8 protein-coding genes are annotated in these 17477 nt (G+C 36.6%); 3 read left to right on the plus strand and 5 right to left on the minus strand.

The window, feature by feature from the left end; translation table 11 throughout:
- Window positions 1-97 precede the first annotated feature (97 nt).
- Window positions 98-889 carry a segregation/condensation protein A gene (locus CA730_RS13275; RefSeq protein ID WP_096667934.1) on the minus strand — a complete coding sequence of 264 codons (792 nt, stop codon included), beginning with the start codon at window positions 887-889 and terminating at the stop codon, window positions 98-100.
- A gap of 153 nt (window positions 890-1042) precedes the next feature.
- The gene (locus CA730_RS13280; protein WP_096667936.1) at window positions 1043-2137 is read right to left on the minus strand and encodes an AI-2E family transporter; all 1095 of its coding nucleotides are present in this window, start codon (window positions 2135-2137) and stop codon (window positions 1043-1045) included.
- A gap of 378 nt (window positions 2138-2515) precedes the next feature.
- Here CA730_RS13280 and CA730_RS13285 point away from each other — a divergent pair, with 378 nt between their 5' ends.
- From CA730_RS13285 to CA730_RS13295, 3 genes are all read left to right on the plus strand, one after another.
- Window positions 2516-5869, plus strand: coding sequence for a type ISP restriction/modification enzyme (locus CA730_RS13285; protein WP_096667938.1), 3354 nt, complete (start codon window positions 2516-2518; stop codon window positions 5867-5869).
- 215 nt (window positions 5870-6084) lie between these two features.
- A complete protein-coding gene (gene pdxH / locus CA730_RS13290; protein ID WP_096667940.1) occupies window positions 6085-6729 on the plus strand; it encodes a pyridoxamine 5'-phosphate oxidase in 645 nt (214 codons plus the stop codon).
- Window positions 6730-7153: 424 nt separating this feature from the next.
- Window positions 7154-8254, plus strand: coding sequence for a glycosyltransferase (locus CA730_RS13295; RefSeq protein ID WP_096667942.1), 1101 nt, complete (start codon window positions 7154-7156; stop codon window positions 8252-8254).
- Window positions 8255-8320: 66 nt separating this feature from the next.
- On the opposite strand, the gene CA730_RS13300 is transcribed toward CA730_RS13295, so the two are convergent.
- The 3 genes from CA730_RS13300 to CA730_RS13310 form a co-directional block, all read right to left on the minus strand.
- The gene (locus CA730_RS13300) at window positions 8321-11512 is read right to left on the minus strand and encodes an efflux RND transporter permease subunit (RefSeq protein WP_096667944.1); all 3192 of its coding nucleotides are present in this window, start codon (window positions 11510-11512) and stop codon (window positions 8321-8323) included.
- A gap of 77 nt (window positions 11513-11589) precedes the next feature.
- Window positions 11590-12885, minus strand: coding sequence for an efflux RND transporter periplasmic adaptor subunit (locus CA730_RS13305; RefSeq protein WP_096667946.1), 1296 nt, complete (start codon window positions 12883-12885; stop codon window positions 11590-11592).
- Between the two features lie 525 nt (window positions 12886-13410).
- Window positions 13411-17244 carry a DUF2157 domain-containing protein gene (locus tag CA730_RS13310; protein ID WP_096667948.1) on the minus strand — a complete coding sequence of 1278 codons (3834 nt, stop codon included), beginning with the start codon at window positions 17242-17244 and terminating at the stop codon, window positions 13411-13413.
- Window positions 17245-17477 lie beyond the last annotated feature (233 nt).

Raw genomic sequence — 17477 nt, forward strand, 5'->3', positions numbered from 1 at the left:
CTTAGTCAGTTGTCAGTTGTCGGTTGTTAGTGGTAATAGATAGAAATTTATTCTCCCTCTACTTCCCACTTCCCCTACTTCCATTACTACTTTGCCTTTAAGTAAGTAAGCGGATTTGAATTTCCTGGTAAAATTCTTTTTGAAATAGTTCTACCTTAGATTGAGCCGATAGCAGTAGTAACGCCCAAAAAACGCTAACTATGTCACCGTGTTCTGATTCATGATGAGAAGCTTTTTTCTCTGGTTGTTTTGTCTTTATCCACAAATCTATCAGTTGTTCTAAATTCCAGCATTGTTCCTCTAAATTTTGCCCTTTAGCAGCAGAATTTAATACCTGCTCTAGTTCTAGCGCGACTTCCGTTAAATTTTCCTGGTGTGCTAAATCTAGGGCTTCCCTCATAGTTTGCACACTAGGTTGACGTTTCAGTCGCTTAGGTTTGTTTACTGTTTCTACCAGCTTAAGTTGGCTGGCCATAATTTGTAACTGGTCTATTAACTCTTGTAAAGTTACCCGACGTTTTGGGGGTGGCATAGCTGCCGGACGACGGCGTAAGTGTTGCTCCAATTGCAAGCGATGGGCTGGATATAATAATCCATCCTCAATTTCTAATAGTGTATCATCTACAACTTTTTCTGGAGTATTATATACTGTTGATAACTGCATTAATGTATTAGCTTTAAATAATACTAGCATTGATGCTGATAAAAAAGCCTGTCCAGATTGAGACAAGTCATTTTCATAGCCTCTCATAGTTCTTGCTTCTGGAGCCATTAATTCTAAGTAATGGTCAATTACCTCGATAACTCGCACGTCCCAAGGGTCAATCTCCCCCTTTTCGGCTTGCTCAATAAGGTGTGTAATTGTTTCTAATAATTCGACTGCATCCATTTAATTCAAAATTTAGTATATGAGGAGTCAGGAGTCAGGAGTTCAGGAGTTCAGGAGGAAGAAGGAAGAAGAAAGAAGAAAGAAGAAAGAAGAAAGAAGAAAGAAGAATTTTCTCAATGACTAATAACCAATGATCAACGACCAATGACCAATTTATTCATCTTCTTCAAATTCTGAGCCGTAATTAGCCCGAAAACTAGAGACAAAATCACTGTGATCACTGCCTTTAATGGCATCGAAAGTGCCTTTGATAGTTCCTGCAATTGGTACAGCAACGAGTGTTCCCAATAGTCCAGCAATTTCAAATCCCATTAAAATGGCGATAAAAATCCATAAAGGGTTAAGTCCAATAAAATTGCCCATTAATTTTGGTGCTAACAAATTGTCTTTAATTTGTTGCATGATAATTGCCATTGTAGCGACTGGAAAGGCTAACCACCAATTTTGGATTAATACCAATAATGTGACTAAACCAATGCCTAAAGTTGCACCAACAACGGGAATAAGCCCAGAAATACCGATAATAATAGCAAACAACAGGGCAAATGGAACTTTCAGAAATAAGAAAATGGGTGTAAGGGCTATGACCATAAATAGTCCTAGCAATAATTGGCTCAAAAAAAAGTTTTGGAAGTTTAACTGTAATGAGCGGCTAAAAGGAATACCAATATTAGACGGTAGGATATTAACTAAACCAGACCAAACGCGATCGCCATATACGAGCATATAAAAAGCTAAAACGATTACCAATACTACATTCAGTATTCCTGATAATAGTGTTCCCGCAAATCCTACCGCCCCTGAAGCTATTTGTTGTACTAAATTTTGAATATTAGCATTTATTTGATTTGTTACCAGTTTTAAATCTATAGATAACCGCCGCTGCTTGGCTAAACTTTCTAAATGATCTAAATTAGCTTGACTAGTCGCCAACCAATCAGGAATCTTATTTAACAATTGAATGGTTTGGTCAATTAGCATTGGTACGAGGGTAACACCCAAAACAATAAACAAAGTTAAGGTCAGCAGTAAAACAATAATTACTGCTTGAGTGCGGGTAATCCTGACTTTCTCAAGTAACTTAACTGGGTAATTCAATAGAAAAGCCAGAATTGCCGCAATACTGAGAATAGTAATTGGATTCTGGAAAAAATGGAATAATACAGACAGTAGCCAGATATTGAGGGCGATAATTGGTCCACTGAGTCCGTAAATTAACAGAGTTTGCAGAGAAGCAAAACGGCGCATCTGATTTAATGTATAAGCAAGGACTTCAGGGGTAAGAGAGGAATGATTGAGGATGGTGTTGCCATACTTTTGTCACTTCCTTTATCTATTGTGTAAATAATTCCTGATTTTGATCATATAGCAGGATGTAGGAGGGAAAGCCCACTTCTAAGATATAAGGTTGGGGTTGAAAATTGTAGTATAGCAAGGCAAGAGTGAAGAAGTTTCCAGGAATTTTACCTTTATTTACACAGTTTGGTTTTATTTTATTAACCTAATTATCTATTAATTGTTAAGTTTAATATAGTTCTCTGTATCAATAAAATCAACCTGAAAAATATACACTAAGATAATTAGACACATATATCCTGCGTCAATCATTATTAGGGTTTTTGTAATATGTCTAGTAATCCTGAAATTCAATTTTTATCCCATCTTCAAGACTATGCAAAAGATTTAACTACTAAATTTTCACTTTCTGCTGTTTCTTTTGGTGCGGAAGACGAACTAAAATCACCTATTGAAAATTTATTAAAATCAGCAGCCAATATTTTAAATTTATCTATTGTAGTAGTTACTGAAGTCCGAGAAAAGGTACTTTCAGGAAGACCAGATATGGGAATAACAATTAATGGTCTTTTAATGGGACATATTGAACTAAAAGCCCCAGGAAAGGGCGCAGATCCTAATAAATTGAAAGGAGATGATAAGCAACAATGGGAAAAGTTTAAAAGTCTCCCCAATGTTATTTACACAGATGGTAATAGTTGGGGACTTTATCGCACAGGTGAAAAAGTAGGAAAGACAATTAAATTTTCAGGATATATTACTGCTAAGGGTGCATCAGCTATCACTGCTCAAAATGCTAATGATTTACTAATATTATTACGTGATTTTTTAAATTGGCAACCTATTGTTCCTTCTACACCTAAAGCTTTAGCAGAAATGCTTGCTCCTATTTGTCGCTTATTAAGAAAAGATTTTTTAACTGCTCTTGAAGATCCTGAATCTAATTTAAGTCAAGTTGCTAAAGATTGGCGACATTATTTGTTTCCCGATGCAGATAATCAAAAATTTGCAGATGCTTATGCTCAAACCTTAACTTATGCACTGTTATTAGCAAGATTTTCTGGTGCAGATGATTTATCTTTACCACAAGCTGTTAAAACTATTAGAACAGGTCATAATTTACTAGCTGATGCTTTAAAAATATTAGGTGATGAAGCAGCACGGGAACAAATAGAAGTTTCTGTAAATTTATTAGAAAGAATAATTGCAGCTATTGATATTACAGCACTAAATAAAGATGGTTCTGAAGATCCTTGGTTATATTTTTATGAGGATTTTTTGGCTAAATATGATCCAAAAATGCGAAAAGAAAGAGGTGTTTATTATACACCAATTCCTGTAATTAAAACACAAGTTAGATTAGTAGCTGAATTATTAGCAGAACATTTTGATGCTGAATTTTCTTTTGTAGATGATAAAGTTATTACTTTAGATCCTGCTTGTGGTACAGGAACTTATATTTTAACAGCTATTAAACATGGAGTGGATCAAATTAGTAATTTAAGAGGAAAAGGAATGAAAGTTTCTGCTGCTACAAATGCGGCGGCAAATATTCACGCTTTTGAGATTTTGGTTGGTCCTTATGCTGTTGCCCATTTACGTCTAACTCAACAGATTTTAAGTGAAGGTGGTACTTTACCAGAAAATGGAGTTCATGTTTATTTAAGTGATACTTTAGAATCTCCCTATGCTAAATTAAGTGGTAATTTACCTTTAATTTATAAATCTTTAGGGCAAGAATATAAACGCGCTCAAAAAATTAAACAAAATACACCAGTGATGGTTTGTTTAGGAAATCCACCTTATAACCGTCAAACAATTGATGAAGATGATTTAATGAATCAGAAAAGAAAAGGTGGATGGGTAAGATTTGGAGACGATGAACAAAAGATTGATGAAAATGAGCAATTGATCAAAAAACGTCCTATTTTAGAGGATTTTCTTGAACCATTAACAGCAATGGGTTATGGTGTTCATGCAAAAAATTTATATAATGACTATGTTTATTTTTGGCGATGGGCATTGTGGAAAGTATTTGAAGCTAATACAGAAAATCGCGCCGGAATTATCAGTTTTATTACTGCTTCTTCCTATTTGCGTGGACCCGGATTTGCGGGAATGCGAAAAGTCATGCGTCAAACATTTGATGAACTTTGGATTATTGATTTAGAAGGTGATAATTTAGGGGCAAGAAAAACCGAAAATGTATTTGCAATTCAAACTCCTGTGGCTATTGCTATTGGTGTTTGTTACAATAAACCTCAACCTGAAGTTCCTGCTAAAGTTCATTTTACCAGAATTGATGGTACAACTGAAGAAAAATTAGCAAGTTTAGAGAATATTCATTCTTTTCAAGATTTACAATGGCGAGAATGTGCAAATAATTGGACTGATTTATTTTTACCTGTTAGTGATACAGATTATGGAAATTGGGCAAAGTTAACTGATTTATTTCCTTGGCAAAGTGGTGGAGTGCAATTTAAACGAACATGGACAATTGGTGAAAATAAGGAAGTTTTAAATGAGCGTTGGCAAACTTTGATTAATGCTAGTAAATCCCCAGGAATACAGAAAAAACTGTTTAAAGAAACCCGTGACCGCAAAATTACTAAACAATATAAATCATTAGAAGATGGAACATTATTACCCCCTATTACGAACTTATTACCTAAAAGTCCTTCTCTAGAACCAATTCGTTATGCTTATCGTAGTTTTGATCGTCAGTGGGCTTTATTAGATAATAGACTCTGTGATTATGCTAAACCTGGCTTACTGCGTTATCACAGTGATAAGCAAGTTTATATGACAAGTTTATTAACTAATGTTTTAGGTAATGGTCTATCAGCAGTTGCTACTTCATTAATTCCTGATTTAGATCATTTTCGTGGTTCTTTTGGTGCTAAACATATTATTCCTCTGTGGAGAAATTCTGAAGCTACTGAACCTAATATTACTAATGGAGTTTTAGAAATTCTTAGTAATAAATTCAATTACAATATTTCCCCAGAGGACTTTTTCGCTTACTGTTATGGAATACTTGCAACTCCCAAATATGTAAAAGAATTTTGGAATGAACTAGAAACACCTGGTCCAAGGATTTCCATTACCAAAAATAGGGATTTATTTATTAAAGTAGTAGAAATAGGACGCACTTTAGTTTGGTTACATACCTATTGTGAAAGGTTTGTTCCCAGTGGTAAAAAACCAGGTAAAATTCCTGTTGGTAGAGTTCGTTGTCAAAAAGGAATACCCAATACAGTAAATGATTATCCCACAGAATTTTCTTATGATGTCGGTACACAAGAATTAAAAGTTGGTCTAGGTGTATTTGAAAATGTCCGTCCAGAAGTTTATAATTTTAGTGTTTCTGGTTTAGAAGTTGTCAAATCTTGGTTAGCTTATAGAATGAGAGACGGTGCTGGTAAAAAGTCTTCACCTTTAGATGATATTCGTCCTCAAACTTGGCAATTTGATCTTGAATTACTTGATTTACTTTGGGTTTTAGATGCGACTGTAGATTTATATCCCTCTTTATCTTCTTTATTCGATGAAGTGATTAAAAGTCAATTGTTTACATCTGCTGAGTTTCCACAACCAACAGAGTTAGAAAAATTTAATTCTTTAGAAGTTCAGAGTGAGTTACCACTTTTAAATTTGGAAGAAATAGATGAAGAAGATGAGTAAATACTTGACTTTATCCTAAAAATAACAAAAATGCAGAGCGATCGTTTATCGCTCTTTGTTGGTTAACGGTGGAATGAATGCGTTAGCGAAACTTACCAAATGTAAATCTATCGCATTATGAACTCAAATACTTAATTAAGTATTATAAACACAATCATAAACAAAGAATGAAATAAAATGCAAGCCATTAGATAAAGTTTGAGGAAATAACAAAAATGGATACTAACATAGCTGATCTTCGCAAAGATTACACATTACAGGATTTGAATGAGAAACAAATTGATCCAAATCCATTTATACAATTTAAAATTTGGTTCGGTCAATCCCTAGCAGCCCAGCTACCTGAACCTAATGCTATGACTTTGGCTACTTGTACATCCGAGGGTCAACCTTCAGCGAGAATGGTATTACTCAAAGATTTTGATGAACGGGGGTTTGTCTTGTTTACTAATTACAATAGCCAAAAAGGACAGGAACTGACCGTAAATCCCCATGCTGCTTTAGTTTTTTGGTGGGCGGAATTAGAACGCCAAGTGAGGATTGTGGGAACTGTGGAAAAAATTTCCGCAGCAGAATCTGATAACTATTTTGAAATCCGTCCTGCATATAGTCGGCTGGGTGCTTGGGCTTCTAATCAAAGCGAAATAATTGCGAACAGAGAAATCTTAGAGTTACAATTGCAAGAATTTCAGCGCAAATATGAAAATCAGGAAGTTCCTCGTCCTCCGCATTGGGGTGGTTTTCGGGTGATTCCTCAAAAAATTGAGTTTTGGCAAGGAAGATCGAGTCGTTTACATGATCGCCTGTTATATACTCGTGTAGATGATGGCAGCTGGGAAATTGAGCGTTTATCACCTTGATTGAATATTTGATGTCAGCATTCAGCTATCAGCAGTAATGGTGAAGAAGAAGAAAGTTATACACATTTAACATTCTGTATTTCCGTATTGAAAACTGATAGCTGAGGACTGAATGTTTAAATGATAATTAATTAAGAAGATCCTGATCAGATTAGAAAACAGTGATTATTAATTAATAATTCAGTATACAACAGGTTGCGTAGTTAGGAGGTACAAAATCCAAATTGCGACCTATACACAAAGCCAGTTTTACTCTGTGACTCATGAATTGGTGACTCCTAAATTCTGCCGTAAGTTAACTACCCCAAATTATCTTTGATATATGTTTCTTAATGTACAGTTAGATTATAATGAATTTGTATATAGTAAGCATGACTTATCAAAAAGACCGACAATTTAAATTTTGATACACATTTTTAACTTTATGCGAATCATACATATATTAAATCATGTCCAGGAAATCGGTAATGGTATTGTCAATGTAGCTGTGGATATGGCTTGTTTGCAATCCCAATCTGGCGATGATGTGGCGGTGATTTCAGCGGGAGGGGGATACGAAAAATTATTAAATCAATTTGGTGTTAAACATTACGCAGTTAACCAAAATCGTCAGCCAATAACAATGATTAAGGCGGCGATCGCTTATCGGAAAATTGTGCAAGAATTTCAACCAGATATAGTTCATGCTCACATGATGACTGGTGTGGTGTTAGCACGGGCTTTGAGATGGGAGAATGGATATATTTTAGTGGCTACTGTTCATAATGAATTTCAACGGAGTAGCTTATTAATGGGTTTAGCAGATCGAGTAATTGCTGTTAGTAAGGCTGTCAAAAATTCGATGGTGCAACGGGGAATTCCTGAACATAAATTACGGGTAATTTGTAATGGGACATTGGGTAGTCTGCGGACTCGGAAAATATCCGATTATCAACCTTTAAGTTTAGAGCATCCTGCAATTATTACCGTAGCAGGAATGTATAAACGAAAAGGAATTACTGAGTTAATCGCGGCTTTTGAAGAAATTGCCCAGGATTTTCCCGCAGTACATTTATATTTGGTGGGAAATGGTCCAGATAAAGAAATATTTGAGTCTCAAGCCCAAGCAACGTCTGTGAGTCATCGGATTCACTTTGAAGGGTTTCAGCCTGAACCCCAACGTTATTTACTAGCCTGTGATATTTTTGTCTTAGCTTCCCACCGTGAACCCTTTGGTTTGGTGCTTTCGGAAGCGAGGGAAGCAGGGCTGGCAATTGTGGCTACGAAGGTGGACGGGATTCCAGAGGCGTTGGATAATGGCAAAGCGGGGATATTAGTACCGGTGGAGGATAGTCATCAGTTGGCTCAGGCATTAGTAAAATTATTGAGTGATGCCAATATACTTCAGGAATGGAAACAGCGATCGCAGGAAAATTTAGAATGGTTAAATGTTGCCCGTGTACATCAAGAAACATTGGCTGTATATGAAGAATTAGAAATTGTTGAATCACCTAAACACGCAAGCACTTTTTCAAGTTCTAGATAATTCTTTCTTTTTCTTCTTTCTTCTTCCTGACTCCTGACTCCTCACTCCTGACTCCTGACTCCTGAATTAGGTTTTCAGGAAAGTTTTTCTCCATCTACGCAATCTGATTAATATTGGTTTTGCCCAGCGCACACCCAAAACATCATGTAGCAGTGTGTAAAAACAGGGTATAATAAACAGCGTTAGTAGTGTGGCTAAAGATAAACCGGAAAAGACGACTATTCCCAATGGTTGCAAAAATTCTGCTCCTTCCCCAATTCCCAAAGCCACAGGAAACATCCCTAGAACAGTGGTAATAGTGGTCATTAATATGGGTCTGAGCCGTTGGGGTGCTGCTTGCAAAATAGCGGTGCGGCGGTCAATTTTATCCCGTTCTCGAATTTGGTTAGCCAGTTCGATCATGATAATGGCGTTGTTAACAACAATACCGACTAATAGAACTGCACCAACTATAACCGTTGCGCCAATAGCGGTTTTAGTAATGTAAAGTCCGAAAATACCCCCAGCAAATGCTAGAGGAATAGTAAACATAATTACTAATGGGTCAACGAGAGAATTGTATTGTACCGCCATGACGACAAATACTAAAAAGGCGGCTAATCCTCCTAAAAGTAGGAGAGATTGTTGTAATTGTTGATTAGATTCAACGGCTGCACTGGGTAAAATGCTAATACCTTTGGGTAAATCTAGACTGCTAAGAACTTCGGTTACTTGAGAAATGGCCTGACCGAGACTAGCACCTTCTGTTAAATTTCCCGCAATTAATAATACCCGTCTTTGGTTAATGCGCTGAATTTCTCCTGGTGCTTGACCGGATGTAATTTTGGCAACATCACTCAAGCGAATTTGATAATTGTTATCTACAAACAACGGTAATCTTTCTAATTGAGAAGTTGTTTGTAGTGCGGCTTCATTTAATTGAACTCGCACATCTACTAAACGGTTAGCGCGTTGGAGTTGAGTGGGGATACTACCTGTAATTGCTGTTTGAATTGTGTCCCCAATCTCCTGAGCATTCAAACCGACATTGGCGACTCGTTCCCAATCTGGGAGAATCTGAATTTCTGGTTGACGAGTATCTGCGTCAGGACGGAATCTGACTGAGGTAATTTGCTCATCTAAAGTTGCTAAAACTTGACGACCGGCTGTTTCTAGGGTTTTTGCGTCATTTCCTTGGAGAATGATATCAATATCAGCACCTCTAACGGGAGAGTTATTGAGAATTAAACCCCGAACTTGTCCAGGAAAAAGACGCAACCGAATATCTACTAAGTTGAGTTTTTTGAACTGTTGGGTAACTCGTTCGACAAAAGTATCTATATTACTACCAGATTTAAGGGTAATGGTGCTGGAACTTCGCAGGGAGTTGGAGTTAGTATTTCCACCAAAAAGAGAACCACCAACGGTAGAAAATACATAAGCTGTTTCTGGTTGATTGCGGAGAATTTCATCTACCGCTTTCATAACTTTTCGGTTAGTTTCTAGGGGTGTACCAGAGGGAAACTGAGCCGATAAAGTCGCTTGTCCAGTGTTAATGCGCGGGAGGATTTGTTGAGGAATTTGGGGAGCCATCCACCAACTACTACCACCTAAGATGATAATAGCGATCGCAATTGTGAGCAACCGCCAACGTAATATCCCTGCTAAAAAACGTCCATATAATCTTGTAGACGCATCAAACTGACGGTTAAATTCTCGCAGGGGCCAAAATTTATGTAAAGAACTCGAAGCTTTGATTCCCAACAATTGAGATGTCATCATGGGAACAATAGTTACAGCAACTAAAATAGAAGCTGCTACAGCAAAACTGATGGTCAAAATTAACTCATTAAATAGCAAAGAAATAAAACCACCAATTAACAAAAAGGGTAAGACCGCAACTAAGTTTGTACTTGTAGAAGCTAATAAGGCTGATTCTACTTCACGGCTACTTTGTTCTGATTGTTGAATAACTGATAACTGGGAATTGCTTACACCTTCGGCAATATTCTCTAGCATAACTATGGAATTATCTACCACAATTCCCACACCCAAGGCTAAACCACCTAAGCTGAAAATGTTGATAGATAAACCAAATAATCCCATGAAAATGATAGCGGCTAAAGATGCCAGAGGAATAGCCAAAACAATAATGAAAGTTTGTCTCAGAGAACCTAGAAAAAGTAAAACTGCTATGGCGGCTAATCCTGTACCAATTATTCCCGAAGTGGTAACGTTAGCGATGGAATTACGAATAAATTTAGATTCATCTAAAGTTGGTGTCAGTGTTGCTTCTCGCGGAATTAAACCAGATTGTTGTAATTCTTCTAATCGTTTTTTAACACTATCAACTACATTAACAGTATTGGCATCTGGTTGTTTTTGAATACTGACTTTTACCGACTCTTCCCCATTCAATAAAACATATACCCGTTGATTTTCTGCACCATCAATGACTTCGGCAAAGTCACGTAAATAAACCCGATTTTTGACATTAGAATTAGGAACAGAAACTTCAAACAATAAATTATTAATTTCTTCCGCATTTTTGAAGCGTCCCACAGTTCGGGTTAAAGGTTCGGAATTTTTTCCTAAAATTCGGCCTCCAGAAATATCTTGATTCCGGTTTTTTAATTCATTGAGAACATCATTTAAACCGACACCAAAAGATTGTAATCTTTCTAAATTAATATTGACTCTAACTTCTTCTTTGACTCCTCCTGATACATCTACTACTGCGACTCCTGGAACTACATTTAATTCACGCGCTAATTCTTCTTCTGCAAATACCCGCAAATCAACACCTTTGAGAGTCGGTGAAGTAATTGCAAATTCATAAACTGGTAATTGAGAAGGATCAACTTTAAATAAACGTGGTTCTCCAATTGTATCTGGTAATCTATTTCTAGCCCGATTAAAGGTAGCTGTGGCATCATTCAAAGCTTGGTCAATATTTCCCCCTGGTTGGAAATATAAATCTAAACTGATGTTACCTTCACGAGTTTGGGAAAAAACTTGTAATACCCCTTCTGTCGAACTAAAAGATTCTTCTAGAGGTTTGGTAATTTCATCAATTGCTACTTCTGGAGAAATTCCCGGTGCTTCCATGCGAACACCAATCCGAGGATAGGTAATTGATGGTAATAAATCTACTGGTAATCGCAGCATGAAAAACACGCCCATTACCACAACTGCTAAGGTTAGCATCAATGTACCAATATGTTGGCGAATGGAAATAGCACTCAAACTAAATCCATTATTTGTATTTGTTTGTTGCATATAGTAATCTGATTTGATAATTTATTGGTAATAGGTAATAGGAAAATTATTTCCCCCTGCTCCTTGCTCCCTACCTCTTATTCCTTTTCCGACAACATTGATAATTTAACAACTGCACCATCTTTTAATGGTTTACTGCTGCGAACAACATAACTTTCTCCTGGTTGTAAGCCTGATAAAATTTCTATTTTGCCGTTAGCAATTTTTCCTAAAGATACTGGACGTTGTTTAACTGTGGTTTTTTTATCTGTTTTTTCAATTACGAAAAGTGTAGAGTTACTATTTTCTAATTGTGGTTTTTTGTCTTGACTACTAATTGCGGTTTCTGGGACAACTACAAGCGGTTTTGTTTGGGTGGTAAAGCTAACTCTTGCTAATAACCCACTACCAATTTTCCCCCCAATGTTGTCCATAACAATTTCTACAGGGATTAACCGGGCTGTAGTATCAGCAGTTGGGGAAATACGGGATACTTTGCCTATCAATTTTTGGTCAGGAAAGGCATCTAATTTGACTTCTACAGATTGCCCAACTTGGATTTTTGCTAGTTCTAATTCCGAAACTTGGGCGACAACTTTAACGCGACTAAAATCAGCAACTTTTAAAACTTCGCTACCAGGTTGTAATAAATTTCCTGGTTCTGTGACTTTTTCGGTGACTACACCTGTAATGGGGGAAATTAACCGAGAATAAGAACGGCGTTCAATGGCGGCGCTAACGGCTGCTTTTTGGGCAAATACTCGACCTTGGGCGGCGGCTACAGCTTGCTTTTCTGTATTGACTTGTGCGGTGGCAGCGCGGAGGGATTGGGCGGCTGTTCTCGCTCTGGTTTGTGCCTGTTGGGCGTTTTGTTGGGCGATCGCCCCTTCTTTGTATAATTGTGTTAGTCTGCGGAAATCTGCCTCCGCTTGGACTAATTCTAGCCTGGCTGTTTCCACTTGGGCGAGAGCATTACTTACTTGAGTCTGCGCTCTGGCTACTTCTGATTTAGTGGTTGCTAATTGTGCTTCTGCTTGTTTTACTGCGGTGAGTAAGAGGGTATCGTCCAATTGACTGATGATTTTACCGCGTTGGACTATATCACCGATATCTAAGTTTAATGAGATGAGTCTGCCTTCAACTTGCGATCGCACGGAAACAATTCGCAAGGGGGCAGTATTACCAATATACTCTGGTTGGGGGTTTAAAAGATTAGTACGAGCGATCGCCACATCTACAGCCGGTTCTTGATTAGCACGTTGAGGTCTTTGGGATTGTGCTTTGGCTGATTCTTTTGGCAATGAACCACAACTGGCTGTCAATAGCGCTATTCCTAACATTGAGGGCGTAAATATACGTTGTGCTAGGACTAGTACCCTGATGTCCAAAATCATTAATTTTGCTCCTATGTAAATTTTTTAGAGTTAATTTCTATTGATGGATATACTGTGGACATTGCTGTATATATTATATTGCTCTCTGGAAATATAAACTTAGTATTAAAGATTTTTCCTAAATTTGCACGTTACTAAAGTCATGTTTTATCCCATATTCTCAAGAGTAGAGTGAAAAAAGAAATTTTCGACTCACATTCAAAGAGTGAGTTCTACTATCAATTAAACTGGGATTATGTTTAGGATTGTGGGAAGGAGAAAAAGAGGGGCGTACAGGTTACTGGCTAAGATGGTGGGATCAAGCAGGTAATCTGTTACACTAGGCTGTAGAAAAGCTAGAACAAGAACAGCAACGGACTGAACAGGAACGTCAACGGGCTGAATAGGAAAGCCAAAGAGCTAAAAGGTTAGCATAACAATTACGCGCACTGGGTATTGATCCAATTGATTAAATGTGCATTTTCTAAAATTGTTGTAGAGATGTTTCCTGGAACGTCTCTACATTCTTTTTTATGAGATGTTTAATCAATCCCAATTGGCAAATTCATCACTAATATTACGAAGTAGCGCAGTTATTTGAGAGCGTCGGGTTTCAAAGTTAGCAGCAATGTAAATTAACAAAATACCAACTAATAAACCAACAATCCATTTTAAGAAAGAATAACTCAGGCTAAAAATTACTAATTGGTAAATGCTAGTCATCAAAAAAGTACCTGTACCAACATAAAGAAAAGCGCGAATTTTTAAACCTAAGCCAGCGAAAATAGTAATCAGACTAAAAATACCAGGAATAAAAGGCAGATTTTGATAGAACAAAATTGTCCAACCGCAAATTAAACCACTTCCTAACATTCGTAAACTGTGACGTAGGGGCTTTACTGTTGATAATTTAAGTTGTTCATCTACCTCAGCGATATATAGTAAAGATAATCCAATTGGTGTAACATACCAAAGAGAATCTCTCAGATTTAAGTCATTAAACCAAGTAAATAATGCCCAATTAATTAATATTAAGCTGATATATGTAAACCTGATTTGTCTAGCAGCTTTCGCTAAAAAGACGTAGTAAGCAGCCACGATAACTAAAGTAATAGGATAAGTTTGTAATCCCGTTGTTCCTAAAATGATTAATGGAAGAATATAAGCTGTACGTTGCCAAGGCGTTTTTGACCAACCTAATCTTTGCCAAGGTAAGATATAGAGGAAGTAGGCAAATAGGCAGGATATCGCCCCGTGCCAAGGTAATAATTCCTCAAATATTAACCTCCCTATTGGTAAATTTGGTAAATAAATGCCAATAATTCCTACTTCTATTAAACCTAAATAAACCCAGATTTCTTGATTTGTTTCTTGAGAATTTTCTCGTCCTTGCCAAATTGCATAGCGAACTAAAAATAATCCAGTTCCTAAGACGATAGAGGAGTTAATTTGGATAGGCAAATTCATAGCTGATAGGAATAAAATACTACTCCAAACCCAATGGAGATGGGCAATATTTTTTAATTCTCTTGGAGTTAAACAAAGATAACTAATCAGCCAAGGTGTGAGAATACGATAAGCATACATAATGCTAGTACCCAGGGCTGACATAGCAATTAAACCATCGCCTAAAACCCCACCTCTAGATAGGGACATTTGATAAAATAGGAGTTCATAGGCAGAAATTAATACGCCGATAATGCCAAAATAAACCAGCGGTTTAAATGCTTCTCTGCGTCTTCCTACCCCAATCAAAATTAAGGCTACACCCAAGGAACAAAAACCTGTAAAGTCTGCAAAGGTGGTTAACCGGAAAATGACACTAAATGCACCATAAATGAGGGGAAGAATATTAAAACTATTGGGTAATGTTTGCAATTGATGTTTGCGTCGCCACCATTCCCCAAATAACTGAGTTGTTAACCCCAGGATGATGTTAGCTATGGCGATTCTCATCATTGAATGTTCGCCAAATCCTAAAATTTCCGCTGTTAATAATTCTAAACACCAACCAACACCATAAAATGCTGCTTCTTTAGATTGTCCCCAACTGCGATAGAGAATTGCCCCTAAAATTATCGCTGTGGTGATAACATAGAAATATTCTGTTTTGAGAATGCCTTGATAAATTAAGCTAGAGTGGAGAGTTAGGGCTGATAATTCTATTGTACATAATGCGATCGCCCATTTATCACTAGCGGCTGCATAAATTATCGCTAATTCTGTACCTTTGCGTAAAAGTACACCACGCCATAGCCATAAACTCAGTATTGTTAATGCAGTAACAACAAACCAACCCGATACTGTTAATTGGATTAAACCAAATACACCTTCCCATAACAATGCTGTCAGAAAACTCAACCCAAAACCAATAATTGTTCCCGCATATATTTGGTTTCTTAAATAGCGAGTATTGACTAACATTACTGTTACACCCACACTCAAACCAATTAATCTCATTCCTGGTAATGGTAAAGTTAATAATTGAGAAACACCCACAGCTAAGACACTTAAAAAACTGTTGGTAGTACGATTTGGTTCAGTGTTACGAATAGCTAAAGCTGTTAATGCTAAAGGTGTAATTAACCAAATTATTCCCCAAGAGGTTCGATTTTGTAAATTACCATACCAATAACTTTCAACATTTACCCACAATAAAGAAAAACTGATTGCAGCTAATACTAAACCAATATACCATGCACTGCGTCGCCATATACCTTCACCAAGACTAAATCCCCATTCAGCTATCATGATAACTAATAAGATAGCAGCCCAAATTTCTTGGTTTAAATTGGGTAAAAACCAATTAATACTAGAAATCAGCGTCAATACTCCCATGCTATGAGTCAAATATATCAAGGGAGGATAAAAATCTGCCCGACGTTGAATAAAGGTAGATAGAGTAATCGTAGATAATAAAAAATTAGCTGTTCTTAATGTCGGATTTACTAAGCTAATTATTGTTAAACAAATTCCTAAAAATAAAGTAAGATATTCTCCAAAATTTGCTAGTTCTTGATTGTTTTGATCATGTAATTTACTTGTTATCCATAACATCAAAATGATATAAGGAAATAAAGCAATACTCAATAATGCCCAAGGTTCATTTTGAGAATTTGATAAATGAGCAACGGTACTAATTACTAATCTTTGTAATTCATTAGGTACTAACCGCCAACCTAGCCAAATTGTCTGTAAACCAATTAATAAAATAGCTAGAAAATCAAGTTTTAAATTATATCTTTGTAAAGGACGGCTAAAAGACCATAAACTCAAACCACTGACTATGATAGCTTGGGCTGGTTGCGTTATTACTGAAACTAGCCAACCTAATAATAGTAAACTTCCTCCCAATTTTTGCCAAAGTACAGAAGGATTTGTAGAAGATTTTTTTTCTGATAACCAAATTACTAAACTACCACAAATCCCAATCGCTAAACCCAAATCGTTAATATTAACACCAGCTATAAAAATAGCTCTTGTCAGTAAAGTTAATAAAGCATAAATCAAGAAAGTAAAATATAAACTAATTCCCAATTGCGGAGTTTCTGTATTTGTACTTTCTTGTGATTGTGTTAATTGATGATAAACAGTAATAGCTGTTGTTCCTATCATTGCTAAATAAACAGCAATTAAGGGGAAAATTGATAACTTCCAACCCCAATGTAAATAACTCAAACCAATAATATTAGCTAAAGGTAATTTACCACTGGGTAAATGACTAATAATATTCCTGTTTTGGCAAAGTTGATTAGTAATAAATGTCAGGGTTAGCGATGCAATTCCCATCACAACTAAGTTTAATGGATTTTGCCACAAACTAAAGCTATCCATTGCCCAAAAGTTGATAGGAACTAATAGCAATGTGATGATCAATAATGTCTGTGCAGTTAGTCTTAAATTGCTTTGTTTACCTGCCCATAATGTAAAACCGCAAAAACTCAATGTATAAGCAAATAAAACCCCATACTGTCCAACTGCGGGGAATCTTTCCCACTGACTTGCAGCCAGAACTCCGGAGGAAAGCACTACTAAAAATACACCTAAAAACAGCAACCACCGCACACTTAACTCTTCACCCAAAGATTGTAACATCGAATTAACAAAACTGGGTTTTGTAGGTAGTTTTGTTATTGGTGGTAAAGTAGCAACTAAAGGTTTTCGTGAGGGTGTGGAAGGCGTTAAAATTACCTCTGGTTCTGATTCAGTCTGAGGTACAAATACTACAGTGCAAATGAGATATTGACGGGCTAATTGTTTAACTTGATCATCGGATATTAAACCGAGTTGTAAAAAGTTATCTAGTCCTATCAATAAGTGAGGATGATTAGATGATAGTTTAATGGGGATTTTCTGCGATGATTCAAAAGGTGGTTTCATAACCTGCAAACGTATAATGTCAAGTCACCAATAGTAAATTCGGCCTCTCGTAAAGCGCCAAGATCTTTGACTTTAATTTTCATTGCCATATTCCTTTAACTATCAGCCATTGATCCATGCTATTACTCTCCAATTATATTCTCCCAGATGTAGATGTAGGTTGGGTTGACGCAAGGAAACCCAACATTAACTAATACTTTTGTTGGGTTGCGCTGTCGCTTAAACCAACCTAC

It is taken from the genome of Dolichospermum compactum NIES-806 (genome assembly GCF_002368115.1).
Lineage (GTDB): Bacteria > Cyanobacteriota > Cyanobacteriia > Cyanobacteriales > Nostocaceae > Dolichospermum > Dolichospermum compactum.